Origin of the sequence: Sphingomonas hengshuiensis (assembly GCF_000935025.1) — a bacterium.
In the GTDB taxonomy this organism is placed as follows: Bacteria; Pseudomonadota; Alphaproteobacteria; order Sphingomonadales; family Sphingomonadaceae; genus Sphingomonas; species Sphingomonas hengshuiensis.
This window is the reverse complement of record NZ_CP010836.1, coordinates 1,689,542-1,709,834: the sequence shown is the minus strand read 5'-3', so window position 1 is coordinate 1,709,834 and position 20,293 is coordinate 1,689,542. Positions and strand designations below refer to the sequence as shown.

General features: G+C 66.5%; 13 protein-coding genes. 7 read left to right on the top strand and 6 right to left on the bottom strand.

Going from position 1 to position 20,293, the window contains the following annotated elements:
• Positions 1-54: 54 nt before the first annotated feature.
• Complete coding sequence (locus TS85_RS07545; protein WP_044331426.1) at positions 55-1,749, bottom strand: DUF885 family protein; 1,695 nt, start codon at positions 1,747-1,749, stop codon at positions 55-57.
• A gap of 458 nt (positions 1,750-2,207) precedes the next feature.
• Here TS85_RS07545 and TS85_RS07540 point away from each other — a divergent pair, with 458 nt between their 5' ends.
• From TS85_RS07540 to TS85_RS07515, 6 genes are all read left to right on the top strand, one after another.
• On the top strand, positions 2,208-5,060 hold the full coding sequence (locus TS85_RS07540; protein ID WP_162184705.1) for a TonB-dependent receptor plug domain-containing protein: 2,853 nt from the start codon (positions 2,208-2,210) through the stop codon (positions 5,058-5,060).
• A gap of 92 nt (positions 5,061-5,152) precedes the next feature.
• A complete protein-coding gene (locus tag TS85_RS07535; protein ID WP_044331424.1) occupies positions 5,153-7,387 on the top strand; it encodes a prolyl oligopeptidase family serine peptidase in 2,235 nt (744 codons plus the stop codon).
• A 22-nt stretch (positions 7,388-7,409) separates the two neighbouring features.
• Positions 7,410-9,059 carry a DUF885 family protein gene (locus TS85_RS07530; protein ID WP_044336037.1) on the top strand — a complete coding sequence of 550 codons (1,650 nt, stop codon included), beginning with the start codon at positions 7,410-7,412 and terminating at the stop codon, positions 9,057-9,059.
• A gap of 13 nt (positions 9,060-9,072) precedes the next feature.
• Entirely contained in the window at positions 9,073-9,552 is a 480-nt protein-coding gene (locus TS85_RS07525; RefSeq protein ID WP_044331423.1) for a DUF3830 family protein, read from the top strand.
• 13 nt (positions 9,553-9,565) lie between these two features.
• Positions 9,566-10,465 (top strand): bile acid:sodium symporter family protein, encoded by a 900-nt coding sequence (locus tag TS85_RS07520; RefSeq protein ID WP_044331422.1) that lies wholly within the window; start codon positions 9,566-9,568, stop codon positions 10,463-10,465.
• A gap of 133 nt (positions 10,466-10,598) precedes the next feature.
• A complete protein-coding gene (locus TS85_RS07515) occupies positions 10,599-11,903 on the top strand; it encodes an NAD(P)/FAD-dependent oxidoreductase (protein WP_052507800.1) in 1,305 nt (434 codons plus the stop codon).
• A gap of 12 nt (positions 11,904-11,915) precedes the next feature.
• On the opposite strand, the gene TS85_RS07510 is transcribed toward TS85_RS07515, so the two are convergent.
• The 5 genes from TS85_RS07510 to TS85_RS25305 all read right to left on the bottom strand — a co-directional run bounded on the left by TS85_RS07510 (position 11,916) and on the right by TS85_RS25305 (position 18,786).
• Positions 11,916-12,386, bottom strand: coding sequence for a MarR family winged helix-turn-helix transcriptional regulator (locus TS85_RS07510; protein ID WP_044331421.1), 471 nt, complete (start codon positions 12,384-12,386; stop codon positions 11,916-11,918).
• Between the two features lie 132 nt (positions 12,387-12,518).
• Positions 12,519-13,955, bottom strand: a complete 1,437-nt coding sequence (locus TS85_RS07505) for an indolepyruvate oxidoreductase subunit beta family protein (RefSeq protein WP_044336034.1) — start codon at positions 13,953-13,955, stop codon at positions 12,519-12,521.
• Positions 13,955-16,081, bottom strand: a complete 2,127-nt coding sequence (locus tag TS85_RS07500; RefSeq protein ID WP_044331420.1) for an indolepyruvate ferredoxin oxidoreductase subunit alpha — start codon at positions 16,079-16,081, stop codon at positions 13,955-13,957. Before TS85_RS07500 ends, TS85_RS07505 begins: the two co-directional genes overlap by 1 nt.
• A 4-nt stretch (positions 16,082-16,085) precedes the next feature.
• Positions 16,086-16,865: a cyclase family protein gene (locus TS85_RS07495; RefSeq protein ID WP_044331418.1), complete on the bottom strand. Its 780-nt coding sequence runs from the start codon at positions 16,863-16,865 to the stop codon at positions 16,086-16,088.
• A 106-nt stretch (positions 16,866-16,971) separates the two neighbouring features.
• The gene (locus TS85_RS25305) at positions 16,972-18,786 is read right to left on the bottom strand and encodes a tetratricopeptide repeat protein (protein WP_052507799.1); all 1,815 of its coding nucleotides are present in this window, start codon (positions 18,784-18,786) and stop codon (positions 16,972-16,974) included.
• Positions 18,787-18,891: 105 nt separating this feature from the next.
• Between TS85_RS25305 and TS85_RS07485 the strand changes: the two genes are divergently transcribed.
• A complete protein-coding gene (locus TS85_RS07485) occupies positions 18,892-20,292 on the top strand; it encodes an amidohydrolase family protein (protein ID WP_162184704.1) in 1,401 nt (466 codons plus the stop codon).
• The last annotated feature ends 1 nt before the right edge of the window (position 20,293 follow it).

The following is a 20,293-nucleotide window of genomic DNA, read 5'->3' as shown; positions in this document are numbered from 1 at the left end:
AACCCCGCGGCCCCTTGGATGGGACCGCGGGGCCTCCCGGTTGCGACCCAGGGGTTATCGCTTGAGTTCGGACAGCGGCGTATGCGCCCAGAAGCGCTGGACCTCATCGTCAAATCCGGTGAGATCGTAGCGCAGCAGCGACACCGGCAGGCGCCCGGTGGTCATCAGATAATCGTGATAGTCCCGGATCCGGAACGCATCGCCCAACTGGCGCTTGCGGTCGACCATCAGCTTCTGGAGCTGCATCATTCCGATGGTGTAGGTCATGCCATAGCCCGGCGGGCGCCGGATATAGATGCCGGCATCGGAGCGCGCGACATTGTCGTCGAGATAGGGCGTCCATCGCTTCCAGAACGTCATCGTCTCGGCGACGGTCATCTCGTTGCGCTGCATCCTGACGTCGCCCATCGTGCGCGCGGCGCGGAACAGGCCGAAGATGTAGATCAGCTCGCGCGTCCGCGGGCGATCGTCGAACAGCCCGAGCTGGAGCGCGGTCTCCTCCAGGTAAAAGCCCCAGCCCTCGGTGCGGCCGCTGTCGCTGATCGCGCGGCGGATCGGATCGGTGACGTGCTTCGCGGTCATCCCGTCGAAGCGATGGCCGGGGAAGGTGGCGTGGAGGTGATCGGGCGAGACGTCGCGAAACTGGACCTGTTCCCAGAACATCGGCCCCGTCGGGCGGACGATCCACGGCGCGTTATAGCCGAGCTCCTGATAGGTTTTGGGGATATAGTCGGGGACCGTGATGATCTCCTCGTCCACCAGCCATTTGCGGATCTTGGCATCGGTGCCCGCAAGCTGCGCCTCATATTCCGCGGCGGATTTGGGAAGCTGAAGCTCGGGCAGCTTGCGGTTGCGGTGGCGCTCGGTGGTGTAGTTCGCCCAGTGCCGCTCGAGCTCGCGCTGCGCGAGGTCGACGACCTGGTCGGAAGTATAGGGCATCAGCCGGACATTGGTCAGGAACCAGTCATAGGCCGGCTTGCCGACCCCCGCCCGCGCCGTCATCTTCGGGCGATTGGCAGTCAGCCAGTCGCGAAAGCCGGCGATCGCCTTTTCGGCAGCGGCGATGTCGGGGACCAGCGCCGGCTGCTGCTTCGCGGCGCGCGCGTGCAGGTCTGCGAACCACCCGATCAGCCCCTCGGGCTCGACTGCGCGATAGGGCATGCCATGCCCCACGCCGTCGCCATGCGACAGGCTGTGCAGCGCGAGGTCGGCATAGTCGGAGGCGACGGCGTCCAGATTGATGCGCGCCTGTGCCAGATAGGCGGGGATCGACCGGAGCCGCGCGCGATAGGCGGGGAGGGCGTCCGGCTTGAGCGGCAGCTCGGCATAGGCGAGGCGTTGGAGCTCGTCGACATACATGCCGGGGTCGCGCGCCCAGGGCTTGGTGACGTTGAGGATGAAATCCTGCTGGTCGAGCTGCGCGCGCACCGCGAGATAATTGGCCTGCTGGTGCCGATCCCATTTCGCGACCGCAAAGTCGGGGAGGCGGGCCTGGAGCGCGCGCAGTTCGGCGCGACGCTTCTCGACCGTGGCCGGGCTGTAATCGACGACGCCGTCGACGGGCTTGGGGTCCTTCCAGCCATTGAACTCGGCGAACAGCGCGACGAGCCCGTCATAACTGCCGGTGCCGTTGGGCGGACCCGCAGGCTGCGCCGCGACCTGCGCGCTTGCCGCCGGTGCGATCCACGCCGAAAGGGCGGTACACCCCAGCAACAGGGATGCCAGCGCAACGCGAGTGCCCTTCGCCATCGATCGTCCTTTCGTGAAGCCACGCCACAGCGGCAACGGCACACGCGTCCATTAACGCGTGAATATGGATACGATGTAGGGAGTTTCGTGATCCGTCAAGAGCCGTGCGCACAGGCGCGCATCAGGATCGCCTGCGCTGAAAACGTCGGCAGCCAGCGATCCGGCGCGTGGCAGACTCATGCAGCCTTCCCTCTCCGCTCGAATCAAAGTGGAATATCCAAGGCGGCATCCACGCAATTATAGTTCAAGCCGCCGCATCCTGGCCGAGTCGCTCCATCCAACGCCCGCGAATGTCGCGAGAATGCGCAATGTTGCAGAAATTTTGCACGCCGCGATTGACCGACCACGACTAATATGCTCAAAATCACGCACTTGTTCACGAGATAAGGCGGCGCCCGGAGAGGCAGCGGCCGGGAACAGGCTCGCAGGGCGGGGATATCATTCGGGGAGATATGAAAATGCGGACTAATCGGATTTCGGCGACGCAAATCGCACTAAGGGGTAGCTCGGCACTGCTGGCGGCAGCATTGGCGATGGGAAGCGCGCTGGCGCAGACGACGGACAGCGCTTCTGCGAGCCCCGAGGAAAATGAATCGATCACCGTCACCGGGTCGCGCATCCCGCGCCCCGACGTCGATTCGAACAGCCCGGTCAACGTGATCGGCAGCGAGGAAATCCGCCAGACCGCCGCACTCGAGACCGAGCAGCTGCTTAATGCGCTGCCCCAGGCCGTGGCCGGAGCGGGCGCGCAGTCGAACGCGGGCAATGGCTCGGCGACGGTCAACCTGCGCAATCTGGGCGCCGCGCGTACGCTGGTCCTGCAGAACGGTCGCCGCATCGTCGGATCGAGCCAGGACGGCGTCGTCGATCTTAACATGATCCCGCCCTCGCTGATCGAGCGCGTTGAAGTCGTCACCGGCGGCGCCTCCGCCGTCTATGGCTCGGACGCGATGGCCGGTGTCGTCAACTTCGTCACCAAGACCGATTTCTCGGGGCTCGAACTCGGCGCCCAATATGGCATCACCGACCGGGGCGACGGTCGCCGCTACAATCTCGAATTCACCGTCGGCGGCAATTTCGCCGATGGCCGCGGCAACATGGTCTTCACCGGCAGCTATTACGACCGCTCGATGATCAAGGGCGCCGCCCGCGACCATGCCAGCCTGTATCTGGTCGACGCGGTGCAGAACGGCGTGGGCGTGCTCGTCCCCGGTGGTAACGGCGTCACGCCGCAGGGCACGATCTTCACGCCCGCGCTGGTCGGCAAGAAGGACCAGTTCGGCAACACGATCGGCACCGCCGGCATCTTCTTCGCGCCCGAGGGATGGCGCGCCTATACGACGGCGGACGGCTTCAACGACCGCCCCTATACCAACCTCCAGATGCCGATGAAGCGCTGGCAGGGATCGATCATCGGCCATTACGACGTCGCCGAAGGCATCACCGCCTTCTGGGAAGGCGCCTATGTCCGCAACGAGATCAACTCGACGCTGGGCGCGGTGCCGATGAGCAGCTCGGGCTTCATCCCGGGATTCCAGCTCGATCTGCGTAACCCCTATCTCGCACCGTCGCTGCGGAGTTTCCTGAGCACCAACCTCGACAGCGACGGCGACAATCTGGTCACGCTGAACATCAACCGCCGCCTGCTCGACTTCGGTTCGCGCACCGACGACCAGACGCGCGAATTCTCGCGCTTCGTCGCGGGTTTCAAGGGCGCGCTGACCGACCGGCTGAACTGGGAAGTCTTTTACAACCAGGGCGATGTCTCGATCACCGAGGTCCAGGGCGGTGGCGTGCTGATCGACAATTTCGCGAACAGCTTCCTCACCAACCCCAGCAATCCCTATGATTGCGCGACCACCGATCCCCGCTGCGTCACGATCAACCCGTTCGGGCTGAATTCGATGACCAAGCCGATGATCGACTATATCTATACCAACCTGACCAACATCACGCGCCTCCACCAGAAGCAGGCGGGCGCGAGCGTCACGGGCACGTTGTTCAGCCTGCCGGCCGGTAATGTCGGCATCTCGGTCGGTGCCGAATATCGCAAGGAAAGCTCCACCTTCACGCCGGATCAGCTCTATATCCAGGGCAAGGCGCTCTCGCGCTCGGCGGGTATCCAGGCGACCGGCGGCAGCTTCGACGTCAAGGAAGTCTATGGCGAGCTCGTCGTGCCGATCCTGGCCGACTTGCCGTTCGTCAACCTGCTCGCGTTCGAAGGCGGCATCCGGTATTCGGACTACTCGACTGCGGGCGGCGTGACCTCATGGAAGGCCGGCGGCGAATATTCGCCGGTATCGGGCCTCAAGTTCCGCGGCCTCTACCAGCGGGCGGTGCGCGCGCCGAACGTGATCGAGCTGTACTCGGGCACCACCAACACCGCACCGCAGGCGACCGATTTCTGCAACGCCGGGCCCAGCCGCACGGCGGCGGAGCGGACCTTCTGCATCAACTCGCTGGGCGTGCCCGCGAGCGTGATCGACGTGTTCCAGCAGGAGAATGTCCAGATCCGCGCGCTGACCGGCGGCAACCCGAACCTTCAGGAAGAGACGTCGGACACCTGGTCGGTGGGTGCGGTGCTCCGCCCGTCCTTCGTGCCGAACCTCCAGATGACCGTCGACTATTACAACATCAAGATCGACGGCGCGATCGCGGCGTTCGGCGGCGGGTTGCAGTCGGTCATCACCGCCTGCCGCGCCAATTTGTCGATGAGCAACATCTTCTGCCAGCCGCTCAACAAGCGTACGCCCGACGGCCAGCTCTATGACGTCGCGCTGCTCAACGCCAACATCGCGTCGATGGAGACGTCGGGGGTCGATTTCCGGCTCGATTACCGCACCGATATCGGGTCGCTGGGTCGCCTGAGCTATTATCTGGCGGGCAGCTACCTGATCAAGAGCGTGGTCCAGAGCAGCCCGATCGTCGCGGCGATCGATTGCGCGGGCTATATCGGCGGCGGCAGCTGCGGCAACGCCAACCCGATCTGGCGCTTTACCCAGCGGCTCAGCTGGGACGTGAACGATGCGTTCCAGGTCTCGGTCCGCCACCGCTTCCTCGACTCGGTGAAGGACGGGCGTATCGCCGCGGCCAAGGCGTCGAAGGCTGCGATGCCGCTGCTTGCGGTGACGGAGACGGGCCAGATCAGCTATTTCGATCTGAGCATGTCCTACGACATGGATTCCAGCTTCACCCTCTATGGCAATGTCGACAATCTCGGCGACCACAACCCTCCGTTCCAGCTGTACGAGCGGGATACCTATGACGCGATCGGTCGTCGCTTCACGATCGGCTTCCGCAAGAAGTTCTAAGGGGGCAGGATGCCGGCAGCGGCGGCCGCGTGCCGTTGCTGCCGGACCCCGAACTTGGGTCCTGACGCGTTTCGTTTTTGAGTGGTGGTGCCATGATCAGCTATAGTGTTTCCGGTCGCGCGCTCGTCGTTGCGCTGATGCTCGCAACAGCGGGGCCGGTGAATATCGCCGCCGCCCAGACACAGTCGCACGCCCCGGCGCAGGGGACCGCGAAGGTGCCCGGTACGACGCTCTCGATCGACGAGTTGTATCGGGCCAAGAGCCTGATCGGCACCACGCCAGAGGGCTATAGCTGGTCCGCGGATGGCGCCACATTGCTGTTCCTGTGGAACGACGAGGGCTATGGCTTTCGCGATATCTGGTCCTATTCGGTCAAGACCGGAAAGAAGACCCGGCTGACGATGCTCGGGCGCGATGCCAAGCCCGAGCAGCGCGGCATCGGCCAGGCGGTGTTCCTCGATCGCGGCCGCGTCGCCTTCACGCTGGGCGGCCAGCTCCATATCCGCAGCGCCAACGGCACCGTGACCAAGGTGGAAACCGACAAGCAGGGCATCCGCAAGCTCGCAGTCTCGCCCGACGGACGGCAGCTGGCGTTTGTCTCGGGCACCCCCGCCGATCCGCGCAATCGCGTGGCGCCGGGCGGGCTGCTGTGGGTGCGCGACACCGCCGCGACGGCGGGCAATGTCGCGCGGCGCGTGGCGGGCGACGACGACCCCAAAGTCTATGTCGACAGCTTCCATTGGTCCGACGATTCACGCGCGATCGCGTTCGAACAGGCCGACGACCGGCTGATGCCCGAGCGCGACATCTATTATTACGCCAAGGGCGAACTCCAGAACAACCGCGTGATCCGCGCCTTTCCCGGCGATGAGACGACCAAGACGCGGATCGGAATCGTCGACCTCGCATCGGGCACCACGCGCTTCTACGAGCGACCCGAGGCGAAGGACCCCGTGTGGGACTATGGCCTGTCGCGCGACGGCAAGCGGCTGTTCATCAGCGGCTCCGACATGGAGGCGAAGGCGCACACGGTCTATGTCTATGACGTGGCGTCCGCGGCGCGGGAGACCTTCTACACGCTGCGCGAGCCCAAGCATCTGCGCCCCGACTGGAAGGTCGCCTGGGCCCCCGGCGACAACGGCCTGATCCTCCTGACCGATCGCGACGGGTGGCTGCACCTCTATCACCAGCCCAGCGCAAAGGCGAAGCCGCGCCAGATCACGAGCGGCAAGTGGGAGATTGCCAGCTTCGAAGTCGATGCCGCGCACAATCAGCTCTATTTCGTGTCGAACCAGTCCTATCTGTCGGATCGCCAGCTCTATCGGGTGCCGGTGGCCGGCGGGCGGATCGAGCGCGTGAGCACCGCCGCGGCGGGCACCAACGAGCCGGTCTATGCGCCCGATTTCCGGCATGCCGCCAATTTCTACACCAACGATACGACGCCCGGCGAACTCTATCTGCTCGACCTCGCCAAGCCGGGCAGTGCGACGCAGGTCACCAAATCCCCGCAGCCCGAATTCTACGCCCAGATCTGGGCGAATATCGGCTATGTCGAGTTTCCGAGCCATGTCGACGGCCTCCCGCTTGTCGGGCGGCTGAGCTTGCCGGCCAATTACGATTCCACGAAGCGCTATCCGCTGATCGTCGGGTCGGTCTATTCGGACGCAGTGCAGAACCAATGGGGCGGGCGCCGCGCGCATCCGACCTGGGGCATCGACCAATATTTCGTCGCGCAGGGCTATATCGTCCTGAACGTCAACGTCCGCGGTTCCTGGGGGCAGGGCCGCGACCATAACCAGACCCAGTATAACAGCTATGGCGAGACCGACATCAACGACCTGGAGAGCGGCGTCCGCTATCTGGTCGACAAGGGCTATGTTGATCCGAAGCGCGTCGGGATCTGGGGGTCGAGCTATGGCGGGCTGATGACGATCATGTCGCTGTCGAAGAAGCCGGGCGTCTATGCCGCCGGCATCGCGGGGGCGCCGGCAACCAATGTCTGGCATGCTTATCCCGCGCAGCAATGGATCATGGGGCCACCCACCGGCAAGGACATGCCCGCCCGCTACGAAGCCCAGTCGGCGCTGTACCAGGCGCAGGGGATCAAGGACCCGCTGATGATCATCCACGGCACCCGCGACCCCGTGGTGCTCTATTCGGACACCGTCGCGCTCACCGAAAAGATGATCGCCCGCGAACAGATGTTCGAACTCGTGACGCTTCCCGGCGCGAACCATGGCTGGGATACCGAGGGGCTGGACCAGACTCGGTTCGCATTCAAGAAAATGGCCGATTTCTTCGACCGCACCGTCAAGAACAAGAAATAGGATGCGGCGCGCTCTGTCCCTGATGCTGGCCTGCGCGGCGGTGCTCGGCGCGGCGCCGGTGCGTGCGCAGCCCGCGGTGCAGGCGCTCGGCGCCGACTTCTGGGCATGGCGCGCAAGCACCCAGCCGGCGACCAGCGACGACATTCCGCGCATCGCCCGGCCAGCCGCGTGGGTGCCCGACTGGTCCCCCATCGCGGTGCAGGCGCAAAAGGCGAAGCTGGCGGCGTTCGAGCAGCGGTGGAAGGCTCTGGCCGACGCGCCGCGCACGGTGCCCGAAACGGTCGATTACCGGTTGGTCGGATCGGCGCTTTCGCGCGTGCGCTGGGAGCTCGACCATGTCGCCGCGTGGAAGCGCCAGCCCCATTTCTACGTCGCGCAGGCGCTCAACCCGATCTTCGAACTGCTGCTGCCGCCGCCGCCGGTCGAGCGCGCGCGGATCGACGCGGTCCTGCGGCTGCTCGAACGCGTCCCCGCGACGCTGGCGGCGGGGCAGGCCAACCTCACCGACATGCGCGGCCCGTTCGTCGACGTGGCGCTGCACCAGGTCGCCGATGTCCCCGCCAGCCTGCGCGGGATGGCGGCGGGGCTCGCCCCCTTTGTCGACGCCCGCCAGCAGCGCCGCATGCAGGCGGCAGTCGCGCAGGCGATCACTGCGTTCGACGGCTACGCGCGCTTCCTGACCGCACGCCGCAAGGGGCTTCCCGAAGCGACCGCAGTGGGGCGCGACAGCTATCGCTACTTCCTCGATCAGGTCGCGCTCTATCCCTATTCGCCCGAGCAACTGACGGTCCTGGGTCGCGCGGAATGGTCGCGGGCGGTGCTGTTCGAGGAGCTGGAGCGCAATCGCAACCGGGCGCTGCCCGAATTGCCGATCGGTGCATCGGTCGGCGCGGTGGTCTCGCGGTTGGACGCAGAGGAGCGCAAGGTCCGCCACTATCTGACGGATCAGCGCCTGCTGACGGTTCCGGATTGGGTGGGGCATTACAATGCGCGCCCATTCCCCGCCTATCTGGCGCCGATCGGCTGGCTCGGGCGCACCTTCGACCTCACCAGCGAAGCCCGGCTCGGCCAGAATGCGACGGTCTATCTGCCCGACCCGTCGCCGAAGCTCGGCTATTTCAACTTGTCGATCACGCGCGATCCGCGCCCGATCATCGTCCATGAGGGCGTGCCGGGGCATTTCTTCCAACTCAGCCTGAGCTGGGCGAACCCCGACAAGCTGCGCCGCCATTACTATGACAGCGGCGCAAACGAAGGCACCGGCTTCTACGCCGAGGAGATGATGCTCCAGTCCGGGCTGTGGGCGGATGCGCCGAAGACGCGCGAGATGCTCTATAATTTCGGGCGGCTGCGTGCGCTGCGCGTCGAAGTCGATGTACGGCTGGCGCTGGGTGAGTTCACGATCGCGCAGGCCGCCGACTATCTGGAAGCGATGGTACCGATGGACCGCGCCACCGCCGAGGAGGAAGCGACCTTCTTCGCGGCGGCGCCGGGGCAGGCGATCAGCTACCAGATCGGCAAGGTCCAGACGCTGGAGTTCCTCGCCGAGGCGCGGGTTCGCGAAGGCAAGGATTTCGATCTCCGCCGATTCCACGATTATCTCTGGCTGAACGGCAACGTCCCGATCGCGCTGCAGAAGCAGGAATATCTTTCGATGGTCGACGGAAAGTAGCGGGAAGCACCACATGCGTATCATTCGATTTGTCGAGCCCCGGTCGGGACTTTCCGCGCGCTGCCAGCTTCTGGACGAGGCCGCGCCCGAAAGCTGCGCGTTCCTGTGGGACCTGGCCTCGCGAGGCGCGGGGTTCGAGGCGATGCACGCGATCTGGACCGGGCCGGAGATTTCGGTGCCGATGCCCGCCAGCACGCTGCCCACGGGCATGGCCGCGCCCGCAATTCCGTTCGAGAATGCGACGTCCTATCCCGATGCGGGGGACATCGTGCTCGCCTATCTCGGCGCGGGCAGCACCAAGGGGCTGCCGCCCGGCGCGTTCTATGACATCGGCATTTTCTACGGCTCCGGCGGTCGGCTGCTGATGCCGTTCGGCTGGATCCAGGCGAATGTCTGTGCCCGCATCCTGCCCGAGGATCTGGCCAAGGCCCAGGCCGATTGCCGCAGCATCCGCCGCAGCGGCGCCTGTACCCTTTCCCTCGAAACCGCCTGAGGAGCTTGCCGCGATGGGTTATGCCGAGCTGATGGCGTTGATGGGAAACTGGCTGTTGCCGGGATCGCTGATCGCAGTGATGGCCTCAATGGGGCTATCGCTGACCGCCGACGATTTCCGCCAGGTTTTCCGCAACAAGCGGGCGTTGATCTTCGGCGTGTGCTCGATGCTGATCGTGCCGCCGCTGATCGGGCTGACGCTGGCGCTGACCGTCGCGCCGACGCCTGCGCTGGCGGTCGGCTTCGTGCTGCTGGCGACGACGCCGGGTGGGATGTTGTCCAACCTCTTCACCGACATGGCGAAGGGCGATCTGGCGCTGTCGATGTCGATGACGCTGCTGCTCAGCATGCTCTACATCTTCGTCGTGCCCTTTTACGCCCATTTCGCGCTGCTCCATTTCATGGGGCTGCGCGCGGACGTCGACGTGCCGCTGGCATCGTTTTTCTGGAATATCTTCTCGATCACGGTGCTCCCCGCCGCGACCGGGTTCATCATCCGCGCGCTGCGCCCCGACTTCGCGATCTGGTTCAAGCGCTACCTCAAGAACGGCGCGACGATCGTGCTGTTCACGTCGTTCGGCTTCATCCTGTTCGACCAGGTGCCGGTGCTGCGCCAGAATCTGGGGGCGCTGTTCTGGATCACCGTGACGCTGAACGTCGTGATGGTCGGCGTGGTGATGACGATCGTGCGCTTCGCCGGGTTCTCGCGGCGCGAGAATGTCGCGATCGGGATCGAGCATCTGATGCGGCAGGAGGGCACGGCGATCTTCATCGCAGTGACCATCGTCCACAATAACGAGATGTCGCTGCCGATGATCATGAACACGCCCGTGGCGTTGTGCGTCGTGCTGCTGTTCGTCGCCGCCGCGCGGCGGAGCGAGTTGGCCGCGCGTCCGGCGCCGGCAACTGCTTAGCCCGATTACGAAAAGCCGCCCCGCAGCGGGCGAAGTGGAAAGTTCTGAGTATGACAGTGCCCCGAGTTGCGGACGTCGCGAAGGCGCCAGCGCGCCGCGCGTCGATCCCTTGCCACCGCCGCGCGGCAAACGGATGATGCAGCATCAACCTATTGCGCGGCCCCGCGGCGAGGCTCCCTCGACCTCGACCCTGTGGCTCGCGACCGCGCCGGCGGGACCGCATCTTCCTGCGCTGTCCGCCGAGATCGAGACCGACGTACTGGTGATCGGCGGCGGCGTCGCCGGGCTGAGCACTGCGCTCCATCTGGCCGAGGCCGGAATCGATGCGGTCGTGCTCGAGGCGCAACAGCCCGGCGCCGCGGCCACCGGCTGGAGCGGCGGGCTGATCGCCCCCGATTATATCCGCCACACGCCCGAGACGATCGGGCCGGTACTGGGCCGCCAGGCCGCCGAGCGGCTGACCCGGATGATCGGCACGTCCGCAGCGACGGTGTTCGACCTGATCGCGCGCCACGCGATCGCGTGCGACGCGCGGCAGGACGGGTTCTACACCCCCGCGCATACCGAAGCATTGGCGACCAACCAGCGCCGCTATGCGATGCAATGGCATTCGCGCGGCTATCCGGTCGAGTTCGTCGAGGCGGCGCAGGCCCGGCGCGCGTTCGGCGTCGAGCGCTATTGCGGCGCGCTGCGCTTTGCCCAGGGCGGCAGCATCAATCCGCTCGCCTATGCGCGCGGTCTCGCCCGCGCGGCGGCGGGGCAGGGCGCGCGAATCTTTACCGACAGCCCCGTCCTTTCGCTCGATCGCGAGGGCCAGCGATGGGTCGCGCGCACCGCCGGCGGCGCCGTCTCCGCCCGCCGACTGGTGCTTGCGGCCAATGGCGGCAACGCCGCGCTGCACCCGGCGCTGCGCGCTACCGCGCTGCCGCTCCACGTCGTCCAGTTCAGCACTGCGCCGCTAGCTGCCGAAGCGCGCGCGCACATCCTTCCCGACGGCGGGGCGTTCACCGACAAGGTGCCGTATCTCTTCACCGCGCGCTATGACGGGGCGGGGCGGCTGATCTCGGGCTATCCGCTGTCGTTCCTCGTCCGCGGGCCCAAGGGGCATCTGCGCGAGGCACGGCGCCGCCTTCGCCAGCATTTCGCGGGAATGGCCGATCCGCAGATCGACCATATCTGGGAGGGAGTCGCCTGGGTGAACCCCACGCTGCTGCCCGAACTATATGAGTTGCCCGAGGGCGCGCTGGCGATCCAGGCGTGCAACGGGCGGGGGCTCTCTACCAACACTGCGATCGGGATCGAAGTCGCGGCGATGCTCGCCACCGGGCGGCGTGACGCGCTGTCGATCACGCCGCGCACGCCGTCGCCGATCCGGATGCACGCGGCGGCGGCGATGCTGCCCAAGCTGCTGATGTCGATGGCCTATCTGTCGCACTGATTCCGCTGGCGCCTATGGTGCCAGCGGCTCCAGATTGTCGTGCAGCCGGTTGAGCAGCGCGATCAACCGCTCGAAGTCATCGGGCTCCAGCCCCTCGATCAGATGCTCGTACACCGGCGCCGCCACCTTGCGCGCCTGGCGCAGCTTGGCCTTGCCGGCGGCGGTCAACGTGACCAACGTGACGCGCGCGTCCTCCGCGCTGGACGTGGCGGATACGAGTTCGGCGGCGGCCATGCGCTGGATGATCCGCGTCATCGTCGACAGGTTGATCACCGCAGCCTCGGCAATTTCACGCGTGCCGCGCGGCGAGCGCTCGCCCAGGATCATCAGCACGCGCCAATAGGGGATATCCAGCCCGATCGCGCGCAATTGGCCGTCGATGACGCTGTTATACCGGCTGACCAGGCGATTGAGCAGGTAGAAGGGATAGCGTTCAACTCGGAAGTCACGCGTTCCGGGATTGCCCGATCGAAACGCATCCATCCCCAAACCTTCCACTCTTACATCGACGAACCTTGTGCCCGGGCTTGTGGCGCGGTTGGGCGGGGGTTGCAATGGATCGGGCATGCGACGGTCAACGCCTGGATCGCCGTGCGCAAATAGCCCGTCCCGCCGTCAGCCCGCGAGCGCAGTCTCTAGCGCGTCGCCCTGTTCGTCGGCCAGTGCCGCTTCGCGTATCGCGCGGATGGCGGAGGGTGGGAGGCCATCCGCGCGATATCGTTCGATGATCCGGTTATAGTTGGCGAGGCCGCGGGCGAAGGTGTCGCCATAGCCCTTGATCAGCCGCTGGCACCGGACCAGCTCGATTGCAGTGTCGGGTTCGGCGGCGTGGACCAGCGCCAGCCAATCCTCGATCCGCGCCTGTTCCTGCACATAGCGCAGCGTCCCGCGCCGCCAGCGCCGCATTCCGGCAAGCACCGACAGCAACAGAAACCAGCGCAGCCGCGTCGTCTCGACATGGCGGCCCTTGCGAAACAACGGCTCCAGCCTGCGCGACAGCCCGGCATTGCCCAGGATGTAGCGACCCAGCCCGGCGGGAAGCGTCTCGCACACTTCCTCCAGGCGGGGGTGCATATATTCGGTGAGCTGGACGATCTGGTCGTCCTTCGCCTTCACTTCGCCGCGGACGCGGGCGAAGCGGCTGTCGCGGACCTTGAGGTCGGCGACTCGGATCGTGTCTTCATACGACATCCATAGCGCCAGGTGCCGCGCCGCCTCGCGGAGCAGCGGACCGTCCTCGCCCAGACGTTCGAGCCGGTCGAGGTACAATGCGGCATAGCGGGCGTCCTGATAGTCCATCAGCCGCCGGACGCCCTCGATCGCGAATGCGTGCGCTTCGGCCGGCAGACTGGCGCGAATGCGCGCGAGGAAGGCGCGTCCCGTGTCCGTGCTGGGTTCGGGGAGTGGGGGGGCGACCGGCGCAGCATCGATCAGCCCGTCGCGCGCCGCATCGAAACCCGTCGCGAAGCCGCGCAGATTCGCCTCGACGGCCTTGCCCCCGGCCCGGATCGCCTGCTCGAACATCTCGCGCGCAAAGGGCAGGGCGCCTGCCCCGGCAAGCGCGCCGAACATCACCGAGCTGATGACGCTGCCCGCACGTTCGGATGCGGCCTCCATGTCGAACCCGATGAAGCGGCGCGACCGCTCGTTCGCCGCAGTCACGATCCGCTCGCCGCTCGCGCGGCCATCGCCCATCGCCGACTTCTCGGAAATCGCGAAGACGCGGTGAGTCGAGCCGATCAGAACGGTGCGGTCGCGCGTGACGAAGCCGCGCAGGATCGCGCGCCCGGCCTCCATCAGTTCGGACGCGACGACCACGTCGACGTCGCCCGGAACCGGGGTCAGCGCCAGCACCGGCGTCGCCGCGCCGCGATCGGGGATCATCTCGACATAATAGATCGTGGCGCCCGTCCGCTGCGCCACGCCCGGAACCGAAGTGCCCTGGGTGACGAAGCCGTTCGCCGCCCCGAGCTGCACGATCCAGTCGGCCAGCACCCCGCCGCCCTGTCCGCCCAGCCCGAGCACTGCAATGGTGATACGGTCGCGCGTCATCAAAATGCCCTCGCTGCGATGGATCGGGCGGCGCGCTTCTGCCACGCGCCGATCGCCCAGCCACGAATGCGCTGCTTCAGCCGATCGCCGCGATCGGGATTGGCGATGATCGTCGCCTTGTAAAAGGACGGGCAGAGCACCGCCGCATGGCTGACTTCGCCGCACACGCCGCATCCGACACAGCTATTCTCGACATGCGCGATCGGGTCTTCGCGCAGCGGATCGGGATTGGGCTTGATCGTCAGCGACGGGCAGCCCGACAGCCGGATGCAGCTATGATCGCCGGTGCAGGTGTCCGGATCGACACCGAAACGCTCGCGCACCACGCGCTTGCCCGATTTGAGCGCCTTCGCCATCAGCGGCTTGACGCGGCGCTGGCGGTTGAGCTGGCATTCGGACTGGGCGACGATCACCTTCGGCCCCTTTTCAGGCGCGGTCAGTGCCTCGCGGATCGCATCGCGCATCCCGGCGACGTCATAGGTGTGGGTGAGCGTCCGCGCCCAGCCGATGCCGACGCCGCGCACGGCGCGCTCGATCGGGTTGTTGGTGCGGCGATTGGCGTTGTGCGCCTTGGAGGACAGGACGTCCTGGCCGCCCGTTGCTGCCGAATAGCCGTTGTCGACGATGATCGTCAGATTGTCGTCCTGGTTGAAGACCGCGTTGCCAATCCCCGAGGTTAGCCCGTTATGCCAGAAACCGCCGTCTCCCATGATCGCGATCGCGCGCTTGTCGCGCGGCTTGAACGCGGAGGCGCCGGCGGTGCCGAGGCCATAGCCCATCGTGGTGTTGCCGATATGGAAGGGCGGCAGGATCGAAAACAAATGGCAGCCGATATCGGCGGAGACGTGGAACGCGCCCAGCTCCTTCTGCACGAGCTTCATCGCCGAGAAGATCGGGCGCTCGGGACAGCCGGTGCAGAAACCCGCGGGGCGCTGCGGCACTGCGCTGGGGGGAAGCGCGGGGAGGGCGGGTGCGGCTTCCTCCGCCGGCGCGCGTTCCGGGGCATGCGCGCGCAGGAACTTCGCCACGCCATCGCGGATCACCGCGCCGCTATATTCGCCCGCGCGCGGCAAAACGTCCTTGCCGACGATCCGGGTGTTGAGGTCGGCGCGGCGGACCAGCGTGTTGAGTTCATGCTCGATGAACTCGGGCTGGCCTTCCTCGACCACCAGCACCGCGCGCTTGCCCGCGCAGAATGCCTGCACCTCGTCGGGCAGCAGCGGATAGGTGACGTTGAGGACATAGATGGGCAGCGCCGCATTGCCATAGGCGTCGGACAGCCCGAGCAGTTCGAGCGCGCGGTTGAGCGAGTTGAACAGCCCACCCTGGACGATGATGCCGATCTCGTCCTGCGCGGTGCCGAAATGCTCGTTGAGCTTGTGGTCGCGCACATAGGCGAGCCCGGCGGGCCAGCGCTTCTCGATCTTCTCGACTTCGTGGAGGAAATTGGCGGGGGGCAGCACGATACGGTCGACGTCGCGCACCGGGCTTTCGGCGGCTTCGGCGACGGTGAGCGGCGGGCGCTGGTTGTCGCGCGCGACGAAGCTTCCTGTGACGTGACAGGCGCGGACGCGCAACTCGAGCATTACCGGGGTGTTCGAAGCCTCGGACAGCGCGAAGCCCTTTTCGACCATGTCGACGATCACCGGCAGGCTGGGCCGCGGATCGAGCAGCCACATCTGCGACTTCATCGCAAAGGCGTGGGTGCGCTCCTGCATGATCGAGGAACCTTCGCCGTAATCCTCGCCCAGGATGATCAGCGCGCCGCCGGTGACACCGCCCGAAGCGATGTTCGACAGCGCGTCGGAGGCGACGTTGGTGCCGACCACCGATTTCCACGCGACCGCCCCACGCAGCGGATAATTGACCGACGCCGCCAGCATCGCCGCCGCCGTCGCCTCGCTCGCCGAGGATTCGAAATGCACGCCCAGGTCGCGCATCAGGTCGTTCGCGTCGGCGAACACGTCCATCAGATGGCTGATCGGCGATCCCTGATAGCCGCCGACATAGGCGACCCCGGCCTGCAACAGCGCCTTGGTGACTGCCAATATGCCTTCACCGTGGAAGACCTCGCCCTCGCCGAGCTTGAGCTGTTCGACTTCCGCCTTGAACGACCGTTCCGCCATGCGATCAGTCCGCGACCAGCGCGAGCACGCGCAGCGGGCTGCCCGATCCGCCCTTGATCTTCAGCGGCGTTGCGACGACCAGGCTACCGGTGGGGGGCAGCAGGTCCAGATTTTCCAGACACTGGAGCCCATAGCGGCCCGCGGCGTGGAACAGCGTGTGCGCCGGATAGGCTGGGTCCAGCAGATGCGCCTGCCCCGCATCGGTGCCGATCGTCTCGACGCCCAGCCCATGCGCCTCGCGATCGTCGACCAGAAAGCGCACTGCCTCCGCCGAAGGTCCCGGGGTGTGGGCGCCGTCGTCGCGACGATTGGTATAGTCGTCGACCGAGCGTTTCGACCAATCGGTGCGGAGCAATATCCAGTTGCGCGGGGGAATGCGGCCATGCTCGGCCTCCCACGCCTCGATATCGGCGACGGTCAGCAAATAATCGGGATCGGCGGCCGCCTTGGCCGAGATGTCGATCACGACCGCGGCGGCGATGAAATCGGCGGGGGGGACGGTGTCGACGGCGTTGTTGGGCAGGTCTCTGCCGGTGATCCAATGTACCGGCGCATCGAAATGCGTGCCGGTATGCTCGCTGACCGTGAAGTTGTTCCAATACCAGGCGACGCCGCGATCGTCGTAGCGCGAAATCTCTTCCTGGCTGAACGCGGCGCACTGGCCGAATTCGGGGGGGAGCACCAATGTCGGGGTGTCGGGCGACAGCGTCTGGGTAAGGTCGATGGTTCTGATCGTGCCGGATGCAATCCCCGCGGCGAACAACTCAAGCGTCTGGCTGGTCATCGATGTTCCTCCCTGATGCGCAAACTATGACTCGCAAAACGTGCATATGCAAGTTTCTCGATCGGTGATTTTTCGAACGCGATTTTGCATGCCCGCAGCCCGCCGCTCACAGCCCTGGAACCACGTCGAAGGCGATCGTGGTGCGGTGGCCCGCGTCTTCAAACGGCAGCGTTCCGTGATAGAAATAAGAGGGGAAGAGGACGAGCATGCCGACCTCGGGTCGCACGCGGCGCAGGACGCGCTCGCGCATGCCCAGCCGCAATCCGGTCTCGCCCAGCGTCAGCCAGCCCTGTTCGCCGCTGTTTACGGCATCGGGCAGCGCGACATAATAGCAGGCACTGATCCACCCCTCGGGATGGATATGGTTCTCATGAAATCCCGATCGCCGCAGCCGCACCGACCAGGACCCCGAAAAGGCGAAGCCCCCCGCCTTGCGCCGCAGGAACGGGTGGTCGGGATCGTCGGGAAGCGCGTCGATATAGCGCTGTACCCCGTCGGCGATCATCGACCGGACGCCTGCGATCTCTGGAAGGTCGCGCGCGAACAGGTCGTCGCTGGTCTGCGTGCCGCCGCGCAGCGTCTGTTCCAGCGGATGCTGTCGGGCCGTGTGGAGCGGAGTCAGCACCGCGTCGAGCCTGGCGTTGAAGGCGGCCACCTCCCCGGTGGGCGGTGTCAGCATGGCAACCGAGACAAAGCGCGGGTCGTCCAGCGCCTCTGCGCGCGCATCCTGCGTAAAGCGCCAGCCCAGCGCCTGAAGCGCCAGCGCCTGCTGGTCGGCGGGATCGGCGGCGAGCAGGGGTTGAAGGAGGTTCAGCGCGTCGGCGGGTCGACCGGCGATGATCCACGCCCGCGCCGCCTCCCGCGCGGCGGGTGCATAGCTCGGATCGAGCATCAGTGCCGCGGCCCATTGCGCCAACGCCTCCTGCGCGCGCCCGCCCGACCAATAGGCCTGTGCCAGCCGGTGGCGCAGTTCCGCGCCGCCACTGCCGCGTGCCACCACCGGACCGAGCAGCGCCAGCGCCTCCTGCGCGCGGCTCGCCTGAACCAGCCGCTGCGCCAGATCGGCGAGCAGTCCGGGATCGTCGGGGCAGGCCCGCAACGCCTCGGCATAGCTTGCGAGCCAATCGTCGGTTCGTCCGTGCTGCCACAGCATGCGGTTGAGCGAATCATGGACCGCACGGTCGGCAGGCCGCAACGCGATCGCGGCGCGATAGGCCGTCGCGGCCTCGTCGATGCGGCCCAGATCCTGATAGCAATGGCCGAGATTATACCGGATTTCGGGCGCCGCGGGATTCGCCGCGACGCAATCGCGCAGGATCGGCAGCGCGCTCTCCGCATTTCCCGAAAGCCGCAACGCGACGGCGAGATTGTGGAGCGTCGGCACATGGCCGGGACGCCGTGCCAACGCCGTGTGAAACGCATCGATCGCCGCCGCATAGCCGCCCGCCGCGCTTAGGCATTGCCCCAGTCCTGCCCATCCCCGGGCATCGTCCGGCGCGCGTCGGATGACGTCCTCGAGCGCGTGCCGCGCCGCCCCGGTTTGGCCCTCGGCGAGGAGGGCTAGCCCCAGGTTGACGCCCGCATCAGGATGGCCGGGCTGGAGCGCTAGCGCCTGACGATAGGCCGCGATCGCTTCGCCGGGGCGGGCCAGATCGAGCAGGCTGTTGCCCAGATTGTTGAGGACATGCGGTTGCAGCGGATTGGCGCGTAGCGACCGGCGGAACCAGACGATAGCGGCTTCGTGGTCCTTGCGCCGCCGGGCGATCATCCCGCGCAATTGGAGTGCGTCATGCTGATCGGGGGCCGAGACGAGGATGTCGGCCAGGATCGCCTCGGCCACCTCCGCCCGGCCCGCCCGGGCATGCGCCATCGCCGCGCGCAACGCATCTGCGAGCAGGGCGTCTGGGCCGGCCGGTTCCATCGTCGCGCTCCCCCGCTGCCGTTGCAGCAACGAAGCAAAAGCCCCTTGTCTCGTCAAGCGAATCACGCTCTAAATCATGTGTATATGAATATAACGGAGGTTGGCATGCGGGCAGTTCGCGATCGGCGCACGAAGCGGACACGCGCAGTCCCAGCGATCGGGGCGTTGGGCGCGGTCCTGTTCTCGGCTGCGGCAGGGCTGCCAGTCGCCGCGCAGGCACAGCGCGCGATCCCCGAGACCACCGACGATGTCCGCCGCGTGCCGATCCCGCCGGTCGACCGCAGCCACGAGCCGATCCTCGTTCTGACCGGAGGCACGCTGCTGGACGGCAAGGGCGGGGCGCCGATCGCCAATGCCGTGATCGTCACCCAGGGCGACCGGATCGTCGCCGCCGGTCCCGCCGCGACGACGCCGGTTCCGGCCAATGTCGCCAGGCGAATCGACGCGACCGGGCTGTACATCCTGCCTGGGCTGATCGACCTCCATGTCCATTTCACCCAACAGCGCGGCGCCGACATGGGCCGCTATTCGGACAGCCCCGCCGCCGCCGCGATCCGCGGCACTGCGCTCGCGGATCAACTCGTCACCGCCGGCATCACTGCGGTGCGCGACGTCGGCACGACCGACGACGTGGCGCTGCGCATAAAGGAGGCCGTCGATCGCGGCATCATCCGCGGGCCGCGCGTGATGTGGAGCGGGCGGATCATATCGAGCACCGGCGGGCATGGCGACGAAGTCACATCGACGGCGACGGGCCGGCAAAAGCCCGCGCTGGGCGGCGCGCCGCACGGAGTCGACGGGCCGTGGGAATGGCGCGTGGCCGTGCGCGAACAGGTGCGCAGCCTCACCGACTGGATCAAGCTGGGTGCGCCCGCCGACCGCGAGGAACTCGCCGCCGCGATCGACGAGGCGCATTCGCTCGGCGTGCCGGTCGCGATCGACAGCTATGGCGTCTATACCGACATGGCGATCGAGGCGGGGGTCGATACCCTCGAGCATCCGCTATTGATGAGCGACAATGCCGTCCCGCTGATGAAGAAGCACGGGACGGCATTCGTGCCGACGATCGGTGCGTTCGACAATCTGCTGACCGGCGGCTACCCGACCGCGGGCATTCCCAGCGGCGGCTTCTATTACACGCATTCGCGCCGCTTCGTGATCGACCAGCAGGACCATCTGAAGCGTGTGACCGAGGCGCATCGTGCCGGGGTGCCGATCGGCGTGGGCACCGACATCCCGTTCGAGAACGACGTGCGCTACCCCGACGCCTATTTCCGCGAGCTCGACTATCTCCACCAGGCGGGGCTGAGCAATGCCGAGGTGCTGGCATCGGCGACGCGAGTCGGGGCGCAGATCCTGCGGATGGGTGACAAGCTCGGCACGATCGAGCCGGGCAAGATCGCCGATCTGCTGATCGTCGGCGGCAACCCGCTGGAGACGCTGACGGCGCTGCGTGCGGTGCGCTATGTCGTCGCCGACGGGAAGGTCGTGGTGGAGCGCCCCTGAC